Below are 16,391 nucleotides of genomic sequence, written 5' to 3'. Positions count from 1 at the left end.
GTGGTTGCTCGTGTTCGGGGTGGGGTGCATACTGTTCGGTGTGAACGGAACACCTATTCGACAGGCTGCTGGCGGAGACCGGCATGCCCAGATCGCCCAGCTACGCGCCCGGATGGCGGAGCTGGGTGGCGAGGCTGCGCCGCAGGTCGTGGCGGGCGAGGGTGTACTTTCCGTGGACGGCGGGCTGGCGCAGGTGCTGCCGGGTGGGGGCTTGCCGCGCCGCGCTGTCACACAGGTGAGCGACACGCCCGCGCTGGTGGTCGAGCTGCTCGACCGCGTCGCCGGGAAGGGCGGGACCGTGGGCGTGATCGGGTGGCCCGAACTGTCGTATGCGGGCATGTCGGCGGGCGCGCTCGAGCGGGTCATCGCGGTGCCGGAGCCGGGCATCGAGGACCTTACCGTTGCCGGTGTGCTCGCCGAAGGCCTTGACCTGGTGGTGCTGCGCACCCGGACGGAGCTGCGCTTAAGCCCCGTGCGTGCCCGGCCGCTGCTCGCGCGGCTACGCAAGGGTAATGCGGCACTCGCGGCGGTCAACGTGGCCGTGCCCTCGCCCGCGCTGCGCATCAGCGGGCAGGTCGCGCAATTCCACGGCATCGGTCGGGGCACAGGGCGCATCCGGGGGATCGACGTGCGCGTGCGCGCTACCGCGAAGGGCTGGCCGGGCGCGACGGCAACGCTCACGCTCGGTACTGGGCCGGTGCGCGAGGCCGTGGTCGAGCGCCACCTGAAGGCGGTGCCCTAAATGCGGGTGGCGGCGCTGTGGTTCCCCGACTGGCCCGTGCAAGCCGCCACCCTGGACGCAGGCGATGCGTTGTGCGAGCCGGTGGCGATTGCCGCCCAGCACCGGATCAAGGTCTGCTCCCAGGCCGCGCGCCGGGCGGGGGTGCGCCGCGGGATGCGGGTGCGCAACGCCCAGGCGCTTGCGCCCGAGCTGACGGTGGTCGACGACAACCCGGACCGCGACGGGCGCATGTTCGCCGCGCTCGCCGGCAGTCTTGACGACGTCGCCGCCTCCGTCGAGGTCCTACGCCCCGGACTCGTCGCGGTGGACCTGCAGGCCGCGGCCCGCTTCCACGGGGACGAGGACACGGCGCTGGAGATGCTGTTAGACGCCGCCCAGCGCAGCGGCATCGAGGCCTTCGCGGGCGCGGCCGACGAGCTGGCCACCGCCGTGATCGCCACCCGCAGCTCCCAGCTCGTCGCACCGGAGGCCTCCGCACAGTTCTTGGCCGAACAACCGCTGAGCGTCCTGGTTGCAGAGGTGGCACTCGGGGCGGATATCGCGACCGTCAACGCGCTCGGCCAGCTGGGGATTGCTACGTTAGGCCAGCTCGCGCAGCTGCCGCCGCAGGCGGTGACCACCCGCTTCGGTGCCGGCGGGATGCGCATCCACCGCATCGCGCGCGCTGCCCCGGATCGCCGCGTCGCGCCCGAACTCCCGGCCGCGGATCTCGCGGTCGGGCTCACCCCGGAGGATGCGATCGAACGCGTCGACGCCGCCGCCTTCGCCGCCCGCGCGCTCGCCGCCACGCTGCACGAAAAGCTCGCCGAGCGCGGAGCCAGTTGCCTGCGCCTGAAGGTGATCGCGGAGCTGGCCACCGGCGAGCGCGTCGAACGCGTCTGGCGCACCCGCGAGGCGCTTTCCGAGTCCGCGACCGCAGACCGCGTCCGCTGGCAGCTCGACGGCTGGCTCACCCGCGGCGGCGCCGGCGCGATCACCTCGCTCATCTTGGAGCCACTCGAGCTGTCCATCCCCGAGGAGCGCGAGCTCTTCCGCAGCAGCGCGGGCGACGGGGCCCGCCGCGTCATCGAGCGCGTGCAGTCCCAGCTGGGCATCGACGCGGTGGTGCAGCCGCGCGCCGTCGGCGGCCGCGGCGTGGCCGAGCGCATCGCGTTTTCCCCCTTCGGCGAGCAGCCGCCCGCCACCGCCGCCCAGCCCTGGCCGGGCGCGATCCCCGCACCGCTGCCCGCCCGCCTCGGCGGCGGCATCGACCACCCGGCTTCGCGCATCATGCTTATCGACGCCCACGCGAACCCCATCACCGTCACCGCCGAAGCCCTCCTGTCCGCCGACCCCTACGCGCTGGCCTGGGGCGCGCACAAGTATCTGGTCACGGGCTGGGCCGGCCCCTGGCCCGTGGACGAGGGCTGGTGGGGCGCGTCCGGCCAGCGCGTGGCACGCCTCCAGGTCGTGGGCGAATCGGACCGTGGGGTGGAGGCATGGCTGCTGGTGTGGACCCGGCGCAGCTGGCGCGTCGAGGCTGTGTATTAGGGCACCCTAAAGGTTGTATGGTGGTGGGCATGAGTGAGGAAACTTTGACCAGCGCACCGGACGTGTTCTGCTCCGACGTCCAGGTTGAGTCGCTGCCCGGCACCGCGAAGCCGGGTTCGACGTACGTGCTTTTCGAGTGGCCGCACGCCTGGACCCACGACGTCCTCGACGGCGGCACGCTCGGGGAGGAGCTCACCGAGAAACTCAAGGCGCACCTGGCCGAGTACGACGCCTCCCTGCTGCTCATCCGCCACCCAACGCGCGAGGGTCGCCAGATCGAGGACCACCACGTCTACCTCGTCTTCGCTGAGGAGGGCGCGACCGAGGTTATGCACATCGACGCGCCCGAAGAACTGTTGGCGCTCGACCTGTCTGGCCCCGGCAAAAACGAAGGCGCGGTAGCGCGCACCAAGCCGCTGCTGCTCGTGTGCACGCACGCCAAGCGTGACCGCTGCTGCGCGGTGAAGGGCCGCAGCCTGGTGAACAAGCTGGTGGAGAAGTACCCATTCGGCCAGGGCAACGACGTGGTGTGGGAGACCTCGCACATCAAGGGCCACCGCTTCGCCCCGACGATGCTGCTTCTGCCCTGGGCCTACAGCTTCGGCCGGATGACGTTCGAGGCCACCGACGCCATGCTGGAGGCAGCGCTGCGCGGCGAGTACTTCGTGCCCGGCAACCGCGGCCGCGGCACACTCAGCGCGCCCGCCCAGGCCGCCGAGGTAGCGGTCGCCGCCGAACTGTCGCGTGCGGGCGAGCAGGTGCGCTACGGCGAGTTGGAAGTCACGGATGTGGCGGTGGCGGGTGATGGGGGATATGTGCGCGTCGATAAGCAGGGGGCCTCATACACCGTGGAACTGGCGCGCAAAGAGGTCGCCGGGGTCGTGCCCTCGTGTGGCAAGCCCGCGAAGACCGACGAGAGCTGGGTGCCTACCGCGGTGACAGCGCGTCCGCCACGCGACTAATCACGTGGTCCGTGGCCTCGCGGACGTCGGCCGGAGAGTGGTCGAAGCTGTAGGAGTGGTCCGCGATGGCGTGCATGGACATGTCGTTCCACGAGTCGCCGAAGGTGTAGAGCTCCACGTCGGCGCGGTCGAAGCCGAGGCGCTCGATGAGCTCGATAACGCCCGAGCCCTTCGTGCGGCCCGGGGCCATGATGTCCACGTACTCCTGGTTTTGCGCCACGGTGTAGTCCCCGTCAAGTGACTCGGCCCAGGCCACGACCTCGCGGCGCAGCGACTCGTTGTCTGGCACCCAGAGCGGCACGACCGCGAACTCGTGCTCCGGGATGTCGGCGCGGGTCATGGGGGTGAAGTGCTCGGTGAAGTGGCTGATGCCGCCGGTGTTGTCGGCGAAGACGCCGTCGATGGGGCCGATTGTCGTGCCGTAGACAGCCAGACCGGCGCGCTCGCCGAAGGCGTCGATCGCTTTGTGGAGCACGTCCGTGTCGATGGTGTAGCCGAAGATGAGCTCGCGGTTATCGCCAGTGGCGGCGGACGCGCCGTTGGAAAGGACCTGGTAGTCGAAGGAAAGCCCGCTGCCGCGCAGCCCGTACGCCAGGGCGGAGCGGGAGCGGCCGGTTGCGGAGATGGCGAGGTGGCCGGCCTCGCGCCAGGCCTGGATGGCGGCGAGGTCTGCGGGGTTGAAGCCGCCGTTGGGGTCGCCGGGGTGGTGGAGAGTGCCGTCGAAGTCAAAGGCCGCGATCTTCATACTGGTCAGTCTACGGGGTGTGCGAAACGGGCTTCGGGAAACGTAGACAGCGCAAGTTGGACAGCGTTTATCCCCGAAAATCGGCGATAAACGAGCTGCAACTTGCGCTGTTTACGGGGCCCGGCGGACACCTACCGGCGCATGACCTTCTTCGACAGCACGTTGCCCAGCAGCTGCGCGAGCTGGACGATGAGCACGATGACGATCACGGCCGCCCAGGTCACTTGCGGCTCGAACTGGCGGTAGCCGTAGACGATGGCGAAGTCACCAAGACCGCCGCCGCCGATGTAGCCGGCCATCGCGGACATGTCGATCACGGCGATGAAGATGAAGGTGTAGCCCAGGATCAAGGGGCCGAGCGCCTCCGGCAGGATGACCGAGGTGATGATTTTCCACGGGCCTGCGCCCATGGAGCGGGCCGCCTCGATCACGCCCGGGTCGATCGCCACCAGGTTCTGTTCCACGATGCGGGCCACGGTAAACGTGGCGGAGAAGCACATGACGAAGGTGGCGGCGCCGCGGCCGATCGTCGTGCCCACCACGGACAGCGTGATGGGGTAGAGCATGGCGATCATGATGATGAACGGGATCGGCCTAAAGAAGTTCACGGCGATGTTGATGATCCAGTACACCGGGGAGCTCTGCAGGATGCCGCCGGGCCGGGTGGTGTAGAGGAAGATGCCGAGCAGCAGGCCGAAGATGCCGCCGACGACCATGGTGATGCCCACCATCCACAGCGTGTCGCCGATGGATTCGACAAAGGTGGGGCCGAGGCGGTCCCAGTTGGGCTCGGCGAGGATCATTTCGTTCATCGGGTGATCTCCTCAATGTCGGTGGTGGACTGCAGGGTGTGGAGGAACTCGTTGATGGCTTCGTCGTTGCCGTTGAGCCGCACGGTCATCTTGCCGAACGAGTGCGACTGCAGGGTGGCGATGCCGGCGTGGACCGGCTGGATGCTCACGCCGGCCTCGCGGGCCTTGGATGCGGCCCCGAAGAAACCGGAGTCCTCGGAGAGGTCGACGGTGAAGAGGCGGCCGGGTGCGGCGTCGAGAAGCTCTTGTGCCTCGACCTCGTTGGGGGTGTTGCGCAGGCTCGTGGAGACGAAGCGCTGGGCCACGGCGGTCTGCGGGTCGGAGAAGACCTGGTAGACGCTGCCGTATTCGACTACTTTGCCGGCCTCCATGACGGCGACCTTGTCGGCGATGGAGCGGATGACGTCCATTTCGTGGGTGATGACCACGATCGTGATGCCGAGCTCTTCGTTGACGCGCCGCAGCACCTCGAGCACCTCTTGGGTGGTCTCGGGGTCGAGCGCGGAGGTCGCCTCGTCGGCAAGCAGCAGCGAGGGGTTGGTGGCCAGGGCGCGTGCGATGCCGACGCGCTGCTTCTGCCCGCCCGAGAGCTGCTCGGGGTAGTTCTTGCCGCGCTCGGCCAGGCCCACGAAGTCGAGCAGTTCCTCGACGCGACGTGCGCGCTCTTGCTTCTCGACGCCCGCGAGCTTCAATGGGTACTCAATATTGCCAGCGGCAGTACGCGAATTGAAGAGGTTGAACTGCTGGAAGATCATGCCGACGTTGCGGCGGATGCTGCGCAATTGGCGTTCGGACTTGCCGACGACGTCGGTGCCGTCGAGAAGCAACTGCCCGCCCGTGGGGGCGTCGAGGCCGTTGATCAAGCGGACCAGCGTGGATTTACCGGCACCCGAGTAGCCGATGACGCCGAGGATCTCGCCCGGCTCAACGGTGAGCGTGACGCCATCGACGGCGGTGACTTCGCGGTTGCCGGATTTGAAAACCTTGGATACGTCCCGGAACTCGATCCGGGTGCCGGTAGCTGGCATTACTTGTACTCCTCCACAAGCTCATCGAGGATCTTGTTCAGCTCCTCCGGGGAGCGCTTGACCTGCACGGCGGTGCCGTTGGAGTCCTCGTTGAGGGCCTCGGTCACCGCGTCGGACTGCCACGCGTCAACGAGCTTGGCGTAGGTCTCGTTGTCTACGTCCTCGGCCTTGACGGTGAAGACGTTGATGTAGGGCTCCGCGAGCTCCGAGTTCGGGTCGTCGGCGGCCACAGAGGATGCCGGGTCGATGCCGCCGCGCTGCAGCCAGTTGTTGTTGATCACGGCCGGGCGGCCCTCGTTGTACGCGTTCGGCGTCTGGGAGGCGTCGACTGCGACGACCTTGACCTTGGAGGCAGCCTCGTCGATGTCGACTGGGGTCGGCGTGAGCTTCGGCGTGCCCTCCTTCAGTTCGAGCAGGCCAGCCTGGACCAGCACGTTGATGGCGCGACCCTGGTTGGACGGGTCGTTCGGGATGGCCACTTCCTGGCCCTCGATACCGTCGAGGGAGTCGTGGTCCTTCCAGTACAGGCCCAGCACGTTGATTTCGCCGGAACCGATGATGCGCAGATCCTCGCCGGAGTCAGCGTTGTACTGTGCCTGGTAGTTGATGGTCTGGAACTTCGACACCTCCATCTGGCCCTCGACGTGCGCCGGGTTGACCTGCGGGTACTCGGAGAAGCGGACGATGTCGAGGTCGATGCCGAGCTTTTCAGCTTCGTCCTCGAAGGCGGTCCAGGCCAGCATGTCAGCATCCGTGGTGCCGATCTTCACGGTGACGGCCTCGCCGTCGGCACCGCCCGCCTCAGAGGCGGAATCGGAGGAGCAGGCCACGAGGCTGGTCGTGGCGACAACGGAGGCCGCTGCCGCGGCAAGGATACGGTTGAAGCGCATGTGGTTGATTCCTTCGCTTAAAGGGGCGGGGGTTACTTCTGCTCCTGCAGGCGCTGCAGAATGTCGTTGAGCTCGTCGGCCTGGCGGGTGACCTCGACGGCGGTGCCGCGGGAGTCCTCCTGGACGGCCTCGGTCACGGCCGGGTCGTGCCACAGCTCAACCAGCTTGGTGTAGGTCGGGTTGTCCTTGTCCTCGGCGCGAGCGGCGAAGACGTTGATGTAGGGCTCGCCCTGCTCGGAGCCCGGATCGTCCTGGAAGATCGCGTCGCCCGGCTCGATGCCAGCGCGGTCCAGCCAGGAGTTGTTGATGATCGCCGGGCGGCCCTCGCCGTATGCCGACGGGGTCTGGGAGGCATCCACCGGCACGACGGAGACCTTGGACGCCTCAGCGTCGATGTCCACCGGAGCCGGGGCGAGCTCGTCTGCGCCGTCCTTCAGCTTGAGCAGGCCAGCCTGGACCAGCACGTTGATGGCGCGGCCCTGGTTGGTGTCGTCGTTCGGGATGGCGATCTCTTCGCCCTCGATGCCGTCGAGGGAGTCGTGGTCCTTCCAGAACAGGGCCAGCGGGTAGATCTCGGAGGAGCCGACGATCTGCAGGTCATTGCCGGAGTCCGCGTTGTAGGACGCCAGGTAGAGGATGTGCTGGAACTTGTTCAGGTCCAGCTCGCCCTGTGCGAGGGCCTCGTTGACCGGGGCGTAGTCGGAGAACTGGACGATGTCCAGGTCGATGCCCTCTTCCGCGGCCAGGTCGGAGAAGACGGACCAGGCCTTCTGGTCGGCGTCGGTGGTGCCGATCTTGACGGTGACGTTCTCGTCGCCGCCGGCCTCGTTGTTGGTGGCGTCGTCCGACTCGGTGGAGCAGGCGACGAGGCTGGTGGCTGCGAGAGCGGAGGCCGCGATCGTGGCGATGGTGCGCGAGATACGCATGGAGTCTCCTTTTAAGACTTTTAGGGAACCTTTGACGGGTAAAAACCTAGCACCTGATGTACCGCTTAGTCTATTTTTGCGGGATATTGTTTACCAAGCTGTCTATCCCTGCTTTGGAATTGGGGTCGTGCGTCCCTGCGTGAGCAGTGTTTACTTCGGCATCGTGCGCGTCTGCTGCAATGCGGCGCAGCGCGTCGCGCAGATTGTCTGCTTCGGGGCTGGCGTCCAGAAGTAGGTGAGTGTCTAAATCGCGACATACCCAGAGCAAATGCCATGCAAGATCGTCCCAGTTCGGCGCACCGGTGACGAAGCGCGAACCGTGATCGGTAGCTTCTATCTCCGAGCGGTACGCGGAGGGGATACGGGCGGCGACCTCTTCCGGTGCTGCTGCGAGCTGGACGCGAGCCGCACAGCGGAATCTTTGTGCGATATCGACGCTTAAGGCTGGGGGTGGGGCTGCGCGAGGGGTAAACGTCCAGGTGGTGACGTGGAGGTTGGTGATTCGGTCAAGCCGGAACGTGCGCCAATCGTTGCGGCCTCTGTCGAATGCTTGGAGGTACCAGTACTCTCCCTGGGTCAAGAGCTTGGTTGGCTCAACCTCGCGCTCCGTCGGGTTGGCCGACGGCTTGTGGTACGTAAAGCGCACCAGTACGCGATCCCGGAGCGCGTTGGTGAGCTGCTGGAGTAGCTTGAGATCGCTTGTTCGTTGTTGCGCGGCGGAATACTCGTGATGGAGCGAGGCCGAGGCCTCTTCGAGGGTATGTGTGATGGCTCGCAGCCGCGGCGGCATGACGTGGTCGAGCTTGGCAAGGGCGCGGAGTGCGGCCTCGCCAAATTCGTCGGTGCCGGAAAGTGCTTTCATGCGCAGGCTGGCGACGAGCGCGATGGCCTCGGAATCGTCGAGTAGCAGTGGCGGCAGATGTCGACCTGCGCCGAGCTGATAGCCGCCGTCGAGGCCGCGGCTCGAATGGACTGGATAACCGAGGTCTCGCAAACGGGTGATGTCTCTGCGAATCGTGCGTTCCGTGACGCCGAGTTCCGCTGCGAGCTTGTGTGCCTGCCAGGTGGTGCGCGCTTGCAAGAGTCCGAGGAGCTGGAGGACTCGCTGTGTTGTATCCGCCATTGCTCTATTGTGCTTCACGCTCCGGACAAAAACTGTCCGGAAAGCACTCTAGGGTAGCGGTGTCATCGTTCGACAGAAAGGAATCCTGATGTACTTCCCATGCAAGGACAATGAGTTGGATACGCTGTGCAACTACCTCGACGTGCAACTTGATGCGGTCCGTGCCAGCGCCTTTGGGCTTGACGACGCTGCTGCGCGCCGCACGCCCCTGCGTAGCGGTCTGAGCATCAGCGGCATTCTCAAGCACGTCACGTTTGTGATGGCGCAGTCGCTTTTTCGAGCCGGCAACGAAGAGTACAAAAATGAGGCTGCTGATTTTGCCTCGAGCTTTGTGCCAGCCGAGGGGGAGACGCTGGAGGCGTTGCTGGAACGTTTTGATGCGGTGCGCACTGAATTTATGGAGATGAGTCGTGGCGGCGACGTGGAAGCGGAGCTGCCTGTCGGCCCCTTCCCTTGGTACGGCATGGATGAGGCGCGTCCGGCGAAGCTGCGCTACCTCTATGTGCACTACGTGGAAGAATTTGCGCGGCATGCGGGACATGCGGACATCATTCGCGAGGAACTCGATGGTGCGCAGGCGGCTGAGCTCCTTGCCGCAGCCGAGGGGTGGGAGCCTAACGAGTACGTCACCCCCTGGGGTAAATAGCACGTACGTTCGGGGCGCGCTAAGATTTCGAACATGCGATTCAATGGGGGCGCGCCACTTTCGTGGTCCAAGCTGGAGCGGATCCTCTCCGGTAAGGAGACGGCTGCACCCGTGCCGGTGCAGCATACCGCGCCTACCCAGAAGCCACAGTGCGCGCTAGGCGCACCGCGCGTTCTCTTCGCCGAGCTGCACGGCGTAAGCGCCTACAACTTCCTCTCGGGTGCGAGCGAGCCGGAGGAGATGGTGGCCCGAGCTGCCGAGCTGGGCATTGGCGCGCTCGCGCTGCTGGATCGGGACGGCTTCTACGGCGCGGTGAAGTTCGCCGAGGCTGCAGCAACTGCCGGCATCGCCACCGTGTTCGGCGCGGAGCTGACCTTGGACGACCGCGTCCTGCCCGTGATCGCGCGTGGGCCGGAAGGGTACAAGCGACTGTCTCACCTGATGGCGGATGCGCACATGGCCACGCGGGAAAAGGACAAGGTGGCCTACCCGCCGCTGGAGCTGATTGGGGAAGCACTCGGCGGCACGTGTGTCGCGCTGGCCGGCTGGCAGTGGGCGGAAGAAAAAGGTGCAGTCGACCGCCTTGTCGACGCCTTCGGCCTTGAAAACGTCGTGCGCGAGTACGAGGTCTCCATGACCCCGCAGGACGCGGAGCGCCACGAACTGTTGGACCGCTACGAGCACTTACCCGCCATCGTCACCGCTGCCCCGGGTGCGGCGACCCGGGAAGATGCACGCCTCGCCCAGGCCAAGCGCGCGCTGGCCAGGCGCGACTCGCTGGCGCAAGCGAACGGGCACCTGCACCCGATGGGCGCGAACTGGCTGCGCTCCGGCGAACAGCTCCTCCGCATGCTCCCCGGCTGCGAGTCGAAATTGGCCTACACGCTCGAGCTTGCTCGAGCGTGCGCGTTCACGCTCAACCTGGTCGCCCCGGAGCTGCCGCGCTTTGCCACCCCGGATGGGCGCAGCGAGATGGAGCACCTGCGCGCGCTCACCCTGGCCAGCGCGAAGATGCGCTACGCCGCCTGGCCCGAAAACGTGCGCACACAAGCGCTGGCACAGATCCGCTACGAGCTGGACGTGATCGAGGAGCTGAACTTCCCCGGCTACTTCCTCATCGTCCACGACTTCGTGGAGTTCTGCCGCCGCGAAAACATCCTCTGCCAGGGCAGGGGCTCGGCGGCGAACTCGGCGGTCTGCTTCGCGTTGGGTATTACGAACGCGGAGCCGATCTCGGCCGGGCTGCTCTTCGAGCGCTTCTTGTCCCCGGACCGGGAGGGCCCGCCTGACATTGACATCGACATCGAGTCGGGCCGGCGCGAGGAGGTCATCCAGTACGTCTTTGCCAAGTATGGGCGCAACAACGCCGCGCAGGTGGCCAACGTGATTACGTACCGCCGCAAAGGCGCGGTGCGCGACGCAGCCCGCGCGCTAGGCTACGCCCAGGGGGCGGCGGATGGGTGGGCGAAGGGGGTTGAGGAGGTGCCGCGTGGCGTCGAGAAGCTTGCGGCACAGTTCGAGGGCCAGCCCCGCCACCTGGGTATTCATTCGGGAGGCATGGTGATCTGTGACCGCCCGATCGCCGATGTGGTGCCCGTGGAGTGGGCGCGCATGGCCGGCCGCTCGGTGGTGCAGTGGGATAAGGACGATTGCGCGTCGGCCGGGCTGGTGAAGTTCGACATGCTGGGCCTGGGCATGCTCGAGGCGCTGCATCACATGATCGACCTCGTGCGCGACACCACCGGCCGCGAGGTGCGCCTGTGGGAGCTTTCGCTTGACGACGCCCGCGTGTACGACATGCTCTGCCGCGCCGATGCCGTCGGCGTGTTCCAGGTGGAATCGCGCGCCCAGCTGAGCACGCTGCCGCGGCTGAAACCGCGCGTGTTTTTCGACCTGGTCGTCGAGGTCGCGCTGATCCGCCCCGGGCCGATCCAGGGCGGGTCCGTCCACCCCTACCTGCGCAGGCGCGATGGGCTCGAACCGGTGCAGTTTGACCACCCCGTGCTGGAGAAATCGCTGGGCAAAACACTCGGCATCCCCCTGTTCCAGGAGCAGCTCATGCAGGTCGCGGTGGATGCCGCGGGCTTTTCGGGCAGGGAGGCGGACGCGTTGCGTCGAGCGATGGGTTCGAAGCGCTCGCCGACGAAGATGGCGGCGCTCAAAGCCCGCTTCTTCCGCGGCTGCTGGGAGACCAACCAGATCGGCGAGGAGGTGGCGGAGAAGCTGTGGGCCAAGATCGTCGCCTTTGCCGCCTACGGGTTCCCGGAGTCGCACTCGCAGTCTTTCGCCTCGCTGGTGTACTTCTCCGCCTGGTTCAAGTGCTACTACCCGGCGCAGTTCTGCGTGGGGCTTCTGCGCGCGCAGCCGATGGGCTTCTATTCACCGCAGTCGCTGATCCAGGACGCGCGGCGCCACGGAGTGCGCGTGCTGCCGGTGAGCGTGAACGAGTCCGGGTGCCAGGCGCGCTGCCTGGATAACGAGACGATCCGGGTGGGTCTCAACCTGGTGCGCGGCTTAGGGGAGGCGGCCGCCGAGCGCATCGAGGCCGCCCAACCTTTCAGCGGGATCCCGGACCTGTCGCGCCGGGCGGATTTGAAAGTGGAACAGGTCGAGGCCCTGGCGCGCGCCGGGGCGCTGGACTGCTTCGACGTGGACCGCAGGCAAGCACTGTGGCAGGCCGGCGTGGCCGCGACCGAGCGCGACGGGATGCTGCCCGGACTCTCCGCGATCAGCGCGCCTGCGCTGCCGGGGATGAACGCCTTCGAACTGCTCGCCGCCGATGTCGCCGCCACCGGCGTGACCCCGCAGATGCAGCCGATGGAGGCGCTGCGCGACCAGCTGCAGGCCGCGGGGATTGTGCGCGCGGCGGACTTGAAGCGCGTCGAAGACGGCACGCGCGTGCGCATCGCCGGGGTGGTCACGCACCGGCAGCGCCCGAACACTGCCCAGGGCCTGACCTTTTTAGGCATGGAGGACGAGACGGGGCTGCTCAACGTGATGGTCTCGCCAGGCCTGTGGAAGAAGCAGCGGGTGCTCGCGCGCACGGCGCGGGCGTTGATCGTGCGCGGCATTGTGCAAAACGCGACGGGCGCGGTCAGCGTGGTGGCCGACAAGTTCGAGCCGCTCGAGCTGGCCGAGTGGTTCTCGCGCGGCTCGCGTGACTTCCGGTAGAGGAGCGGTGTCGTAAACTCGTGAATATGGAGCAGGGGCAGCGACCGGATGCACGGGAATACATTTCTGCGCTCGAGGCGGAAGCAGAAGCAGTACGCCGAGGAGAGATCGAAACTGTTTCCCTAGATGAGCTTGAGTCTGAGTGCAGTGTGTACAGCTGAAAGTCCATCAGCCCTAACATCACCGACTCGCAGCAAGACCAAGCGAGGTCTTTGGTAGGTTGACCACCATGTCAACCACCCCGCTCACACCAGAACCCGCAGCCCCGCAGCTGCCGACATCCGTGGAGCAGATGCACCGCGTCTCGCCGAAACTGATGGTGCCGAAGCTAGTCTCCAACACGATCTGGGCGCTGATTGTGCTGGGCTTTTTGGGCTTCGCTTGGTGGAAGTGGGGCTGGGGCTGGGCCATCCCGCTCGGAGTGTGCGCGGTCTACTTCGTCTGGCAGTACTTCCTCATCCCCTTCCAGGTGCGCAATATGGGGTGGCTGGAAACAGAGGATGACCTGGTGCTGAGCAAGGGCAAGATGTGGCACATCATGACGGTCGTGCCTTACGGGCGCGTGCAGTTTGTCGACGTCACCTCCGGCCCCATCTCCCGCGCCCTGGGTCTGAAAAAGCTGGAGGTCAACACGGCGTCGACAACCTCGGATGCGAGCCTGCCCGGTCTGCCTGCAGCCGAGGCGGACGCGCTGCGCGACCGCCTGGCCGTCAAGGCGCGCGAACGGATGAGCGGCCTGTGAAAGAGATGCAGTATCGCCGCGTCCACCGTTTAAGTCCCCTGCTGCGCGTGTGGGCGACGCTGCTTGCGTTGCTCGCCATCGCCGCGTTCAACTTCACCATGCCCATCTACAACTGGCTCTCAGAAGGCGACTACGGGCTTACCGCGGCCGCGTGGACGCTCGGCGCCGTAGTGCTGGCCTTGCTCGTGCTCTTCGGGGTCTCGCAGTTGTGGTGGGCGCGGACTGGGTTTCGCGTGGACGACGAGGAAATCGAGATGCGCCGCGGCGTGCTCACCACGCAGATCCGTACCGCGCGCTACGACCGCGTCCAGGCTGTGGACATCGTCGAGCCCTTCGCCCCGCGCCTGTTCGGGCTGGCCGGGGTGCGTATCGAGGCGGCCGGCGGCGCGCAGGCCAACATTGAGATCGCCTACCTCCCGCGCGCCGAGGCCGAGGCGCTGCGCAAGGAGATCCTGGCGCGCATGCAGGGCCAGGACCTGCTTGACAACCTTGACGATGCCGCCTTCGACGTACCCACCGCAACCCCCGCACTCGTCGACCCGATTCCGATCAAGCGTTCCCTGGCCGCGGCGGCGCTGCAGTTTTCCACCCTGTTCACGGTGGCGTGGGCGACCATCCCGGTCTGGTCCGGCTTAAGCATCGCCGCGGTCGTGCCGGTGCTGGTGAGCTTCGTGCCGCAGATCTGGCGCACGATCGACCAGTCGTGGCGCTTCCACTCGTCCGTTGACGGCGAGGTGATCAACTTGACGTACGGGTTGGCCAATCGACGTCGACAAGCGGTGCCCATCGACCGCATCCACGCAGTCCAGCTCAAGCGACCGATGCTGTGGCGCGTGTTCGGCTGGTGGCAGGTCTCGGTGACAGTGGCCGGCTACGGCTCCGAGATGAACAAGGCCTCGGGCACTTCAAAGCTTTTGCCGGTGGGCACCTACGCGCAGGCCGCGCAGGTCATCGACGCGATCGGCCCGCTTGTCGCCCGCGAGCTCACCGGGCCCGTAGCAGCCGACGCGACGTTTTCCGCGCGCAGCCCGCGCAAAGCCCGCTGGGTCTCGCCGGTGGACTGGCGGCACCAGAGCGTCGCCGTGGACACTACCCGCGGCACAGCGCGCGTGACGTTTGGGCGGCTGACCCGCCGCTTCCAGGTGGTCAAAATCCCGCACATCCAGGAGCTCACCTTCAAGCAGGGCCCGCTGCAGCGCCGACTCGGCCTCGCGCACGTGCGCTTCGACCTCGTGCCCGGCGCGGTGCGGATGACCGCGCGCGATGTTGAGGACACGCAGGCCCGCTCGCTTGTCGACGCCCTACGCACCCGCACCCTGCCCGCCCTGGAAGCGGCGGACGTTCCTGACTTCTAGCCGTGGATGGTGAGGCCCCAGTACTCGATGGCGCTGCCGATCTCCATCGCGCCCACGAGGGTCTTGTTGGCGTCGGAGACGTTGGAGTTCACACCCACGGCCCACACGCCGGAGTTGTCGACGGCGAAGATCGCGCCGCCGGAATCGCCGCGGTCGGTGATGCTGCGGAAGTAGAACAGTCCATTGTTGCCGATGCTGTCGAACTCACCGCAGGAGTAGCCGGTGGTGGCGCCAAGGCGGCAGATCATCATGCCGCGAGCCTGCGCTTCCTGAGGGGTGATCCAGCCGCGTAGCGGCAGGTCGAGCGGGAGCGTGGAGGAATACTGGGCGTTGCCGGTGAGCTCGATCAGCCCAATATCCGCGCCGATGACGCTGCCGTCGGCGCTCTGCTCTAGGTAGGATTCCACCATCTCGCCCGCGTACGCCCAGTTGCCCTGGGCGTCCTCCACGTAGAACTGGTCGCCGCGCCCACCGCAGTGGCCCGCTGTGATGATGAAGACGCGCTCGCCCCGGGACGCCAAAAAGCCCGTCGAGCAGTTCATATTCCCCGTCTCGTTGTAGATCCGTCCGCCCGGTACGACCCCGCCGGGCTGCTTCAGCCACTCCCAGTCCACGGAGTTGTGGTAGTACACGCCCCGGTTGTCGTCGCGGCCGCTTTGTCCGGAGGAGTCGTTGCGGGGGTCGATGACCTCGCGCTGGATCGGCGGCTCCGCGTGCTGGCTGGGGTAGCTCTCGTAGCTCCGGTGGTCCTGGTAGTCGGGCTCTGTCTGGTAGCGCGATTGCTTGGTGGCAGAGGTGCTGGGCTGTGGCGTGTAGGAGTCCTGCAGCATGTCCGCAATTTCTGACACGGCAGCGTCCTGCTCGGCTTGGTAGGCCTCCAAGTCAGCATCGGAGGAATCCCCGCAGGATACAAGCAGCGCTGAGGCAGCAAGTGCGGCGATCAGGCGGAAACGTGACGCGGGAGAATGCATGGCGGGGCTCACTTGGGTGTGTCGGGCCAGGAACAGGCACAGATTTTAACAGTTGCATGGAAAAGCGATGGAGGAATGCTTAACGCAGGTAGCCTTGGCCAGCATGAACCGTGTACTGAGCGTGAATATTGCCCGCCCGCAACAGGACCCCGGCGGGGCGGCGCGGCAAAGCGGCATTAATAAACAGCCAGCCGCACGCCTCGACGTGGTGGCCCCGGGGCCGAACTACGGCGACGGCAGCGGCGTGGTTGGTGACGTTATCGGCGATACCGCCCACCACGGCGGCGCCCAGAAGGCGGTGTACGCCTTCAGCCGCGAACGCCTCGACTGGTGGGGTAACCAATTGAGCTACCCGCTGGACAACGGCGTGTTTGGTGAAAACCTCACCACCGAAGGCATCGACTGGACCTCGGTGCTGATCAACCAGCGCTTCCGCATCGGCGAGGTGGAACTCGAGGTCAGCGTGCCGCGCTCGCCGTGCCGTACCTTCGCGGCGTGGATCGGCGAGCCGCAGTGGATCAAAGCCTTTACCCGCAGCGGGGACTGCGGCTGCTACTTCCGCGTGAACAAGGAAGGCACAATCGCGCCGGGAGACACGATCGAGGTACTCGACGAGCCTGACCACGGATTCACCATGGGAGAGGCCTTCCGCGCGAAAATGGGGGATACGGATCTCTCTCGACGCCTGTGGGAGCTGCGCATCATGCCGCCGCTGTACCAGGAGCGCCTGGACGCCCGGTTCGGGTGA

General features: G+C 66.5%; 15 protein-coding genes. 8 read left to right on the top strand and 7 right to left on the bottom strand.

Going from position 1 to position 16,391, the window contains the following annotated elements; genetic code table 11:
- Positions 1–40: 40 nt before the first annotated feature.
- Genes HMPREF2550_RS04345 through HMPREF2550_RS04335 form a run of 3 tightly spaced genes read left to right on the top strand, consistent with a single transcriptional unit; the run spans position 41 to position 3,234 of the window.
- A complete protein-coding gene (locus HMPREF2550_RS04345; protein WP_246819759.1) occupies positions 41–742 on the top strand; it encodes a hypothetical protein in 702 nt (233 codons plus the stop codon).
- Positions 743–2,272 (top strand): Y-family DNA polymerase, encoded by a 1,530-nt coding sequence (locus HMPREF2550_RS04340; protein ID WP_070789943.1) that lies wholly within the window; start codon positions 743–745, stop codon positions 2,270–2,272. It abuts the gene before it with no gap.
- A gap of 29 nt (positions 2,273–2,301) precedes the next feature.
- On the top strand, positions 2,302–3,234 hold the full coding sequence (locus HMPREF2550_RS04335) for a sucrase ferredoxin (RefSeq protein ID WP_083319790.1): 933 nt from the start codon (positions 2,302–2,304) through the stop codon (positions 3,232–3,234).
- On the opposite strand, the gene HMPREF2550_RS04330 is transcribed toward HMPREF2550_RS04335, so the two are convergent.
- The 6 genes from HMPREF2550_RS04330 to HMPREF2550_RS04305 form a co-directional block, all read right to left on the bottom strand.
- On the bottom strand, positions 3,200–3,979 hold the full coding sequence (locus HMPREF2550_RS04330; protein ID WP_083319775.1) for an HAD family hydrolase: 780 nt from the start codon (positions 3,977–3,979) through the stop codon (positions 3,200–3,202). The two genes, HMPREF2550_RS04335 and HMPREF2550_RS04330, sit on opposite strands and share 35 nt — an antisense overlap.
- A 131-nt stretch (positions 3,980–4,110) precedes the next feature.
- Positions 4,111–4,791, bottom strand: a complete 681-nt coding sequence (locus tag HMPREF2550_RS04325; RefSeq protein WP_038588584.1) for a methionine ABC transporter permease — start codon at positions 4,789–4,791, stop codon at positions 4,111–4,113.
- Complete coding sequence (locus HMPREF2550_RS04320; protein WP_070789937.1) at positions 4,788–5,819, bottom strand: methionine ABC transporter ATP-binding protein; 1,032 nt, start codon at positions 5,817–5,819, stop codon at positions 4,788–4,790. The genes HMPREF2550_RS04325 and HMPREF2550_RS04320 overlap by 4 nt, the downstream gene beginning before the upstream one ends.
- Positions 5,819–6,709, bottom strand: coding sequence for a MetQ/NlpA family ABC transporter substrate-binding protein (locus HMPREF2550_RS04315; RefSeq protein ID WP_070789936.1), 891 nt, complete (start codon positions 6,707–6,709; stop codon positions 5,819–5,821). The genes HMPREF2550_RS04320 and HMPREF2550_RS04315 overlap by 1 nt, the downstream gene beginning before the upstream one ends.
- A 32-nt stretch (positions 6,710–6,741) precedes the next feature.
- Positions 6,742–7,635, bottom strand: a complete 894-nt coding sequence (locus HMPREF2550_RS04310; protein ID WP_070789935.1) for a MetQ/NlpA family ABC transporter substrate-binding protein — start codon at positions 7,633–7,635, stop codon at positions 6,742–6,744.
- A 70-nt stretch (positions 7,636–7,705) separates the two neighbouring features.
- Positions 7,706–8,758, bottom strand: coding sequence for a helix-turn-helix transcriptional regulator (locus HMPREF2550_RS04305; RefSeq protein WP_070764665.1), 1,053 nt, complete (start codon positions 8,756–8,758; stop codon positions 7,706–7,708).
- A gap of 88 nt (positions 8,759–8,846) precedes the next feature.
- Between HMPREF2550_RS04305 and HMPREF2550_RS04300 the strand changes: the two genes are divergently transcribed.
- The 4 genes from HMPREF2550_RS04300 (at position 8,847) to HMPREF2550_RS04285 (ending at position 14,672) form a co-directional block, all read left to right on the top strand.
- Entirely contained in the window at positions 8,847–9,404 is a 558-nt protein-coding gene (locus HMPREF2550_RS04300) for a mycothiol transferase (RefSeq protein WP_070764664.1), read from the top strand.
- A gap of 33 nt (positions 9,405–9,437) precedes the next feature.
- Positions 9,438–12,575, top strand: coding sequence for an error-prone DNA polymerase (locus HMPREF2550_RS04295; RefSeq protein WP_070789933.1), 3,138 nt, complete (start codon positions 9,438–9,440; stop codon positions 12,573–12,575).
- A 292-nt stretch (positions 12,576–12,867) separates the two neighbouring features.
- Positions 12,868–13,317: a PH domain-containing protein gene (locus HMPREF2550_RS04290; RefSeq protein WP_070790204.1), complete on the top strand. Its 450-nt coding sequence runs from the start codon at positions 12,868–12,870 to the stop codon at positions 13,315–13,317.
- 5 nt (positions 13,318–13,322) lie between these two features.
- On the top strand, positions 13,323–14,672 hold the full coding sequence (locus HMPREF2550_RS04285) for a PH domain-containing protein (protein WP_070790206.1): 1,350 nt from the start codon (positions 13,323–13,325) through the stop codon (positions 14,670–14,672).
- Here the strand turns inward: HMPREF2550_RS04285 and HMPREF2550_RS04280 are convergent.
- Positions 14,669–15,643 carry a chymotrypsin family serine protease gene (locus HMPREF2550_RS04280; RefSeq protein WP_070789931.1) on the bottom strand — a complete coding sequence of 325 codons (975 nt, stop codon included), beginning with the start codon at positions 15,641–15,643 and terminating at the stop codon, positions 14,669–14,671. The two genes, HMPREF2550_RS04285 and HMPREF2550_RS04280, sit on opposite strands and share 4 nt — an antisense overlap.
- A 103-nt stretch (positions 15,644–15,746) precedes the next feature.
- On the opposite strand from HMPREF2550_RS04280, the gene HMPREF2550_RS04275 reads away from it, so the two are divergent.
- Positions 15,747–16,391, top strand: coding sequence for an MOSC domain-containing protein (locus HMPREF2550_RS04275; RefSeq protein WP_070789929.1), 645 nt, complete (start codon positions 15,747–15,749; stop codon positions 16,389–16,391).

It is taken from the genome of Corynebacterium sp. HMSC074A01 (assembly GCF_001831515.1).
In the GTDB taxonomy this organism is placed as follows: domain Bacteria; phylum Actinomycetota; class Actinomycetes; order Mycobacteriales; family Mycobacteriaceae; genus Corynebacterium.
This window is presented reverse-complemented; position numbering and strand designations above follow the sequence as displayed.

Bases quoted from the DNA above. Each gene is read 5' to 3' on its own strand.
- HMPREF2550_RS04340 (WP_070789943.1), top strand. From the start codon at position 743: ATGCGGGTGGCGGCGCTGTGGTTCCCCGACTGGCCCGTGCAAGCCGCC.
- HMPREF2550_RS04335 (WP_083319790.1), top strand. From the start codon at position 2,302: ATGAGTGAGGAAACTTTGACCAGCGCACCGGACGTGTTCTGCTCCGAC.
- HMPREF2550_RS04330 (WP_083319775.1), bottom strand. From the start codon at position 3,979: ATGAAGATCGCGGCCTTTGACTTCGACGGCACTCTCCACCACCCCGGC.
- HMPREF2550_RS04325 (WP_038588584.1), bottom strand. From the start codon at position 4,791: ATGAACGAAATGATCCTCGCCGAGCCCAACTGGGACCGCCTCGGCCCC.
- HMPREF2550_RS04320 (WP_070789937.1), bottom strand. From the start codon at position 5,819: ATGCCAGCTACCGGCACCCGGATCGAGTTCCGGGACGTATCCAAGGTT.
- HMPREF2550_RS04315 (WP_070789936.1), bottom strand. From the start codon at position 6,709: ATGCGCTTCAACCGTATCCTTGCCGCGGCAGCGGCCTCCGTTGTCGCC.
- HMPREF2550_RS04310 (WP_070789935.1), bottom strand. From the start codon at position 7,635: ATGCGTATCTCGCGCACCATCGCCACGATCGCGGCCTCCGCTCTCGCA.
- HMPREF2550_RS04305 (WP_070764665.1), bottom strand. From the start codon at position 8,758: ATGGCGGATACAACACAGCGAGTCCTCCAGCTCCTCGGACTCTTGCAA.
- HMPREF2550_RS04300 (WP_070764664.1), top strand. From the start codon at position 8,847: ATGTACTTCCCATGCAAGGACAATGAGTTGGATACGCTGTGCAACTAC.
- HMPREF2550_RS04295 (WP_070789933.1), top strand. From the start codon at position 9,438: ATGCGATTCAATGGGGGCGCGCCACTTTCGTGGTCCAAGCTGGAGCGG.
- HMPREF2550_RS04290 (WP_070790204.1), top strand. From the start codon at position 12,868: ATGCACCGCGTCTCGCCGAAACTGATGGTGCCGAAGCTAGTCTCCAAC.
- HMPREF2550_RS04285 (WP_070790206.1), top strand. From the start codon at position 13,323: ATGCAGTATCGCCGCGTCCACCGTTTAAGTCCCCTGCTGCGCGTGTGG.
- HMPREF2550_RS04280 (WP_070789931.1), bottom strand. From the start codon at position 15,643: ATGCATTCTCCCGCGTCACGTTTCCGCCTGATCGCCGCACTTGCTGCC.
- HMPREF2550_RS04275 (WP_070789929.1), top strand. From the start codon at position 15,747: ATGAACCGTGTACTGAGCGTGAATATTGCCCGCCCGCAACAGGACCCC.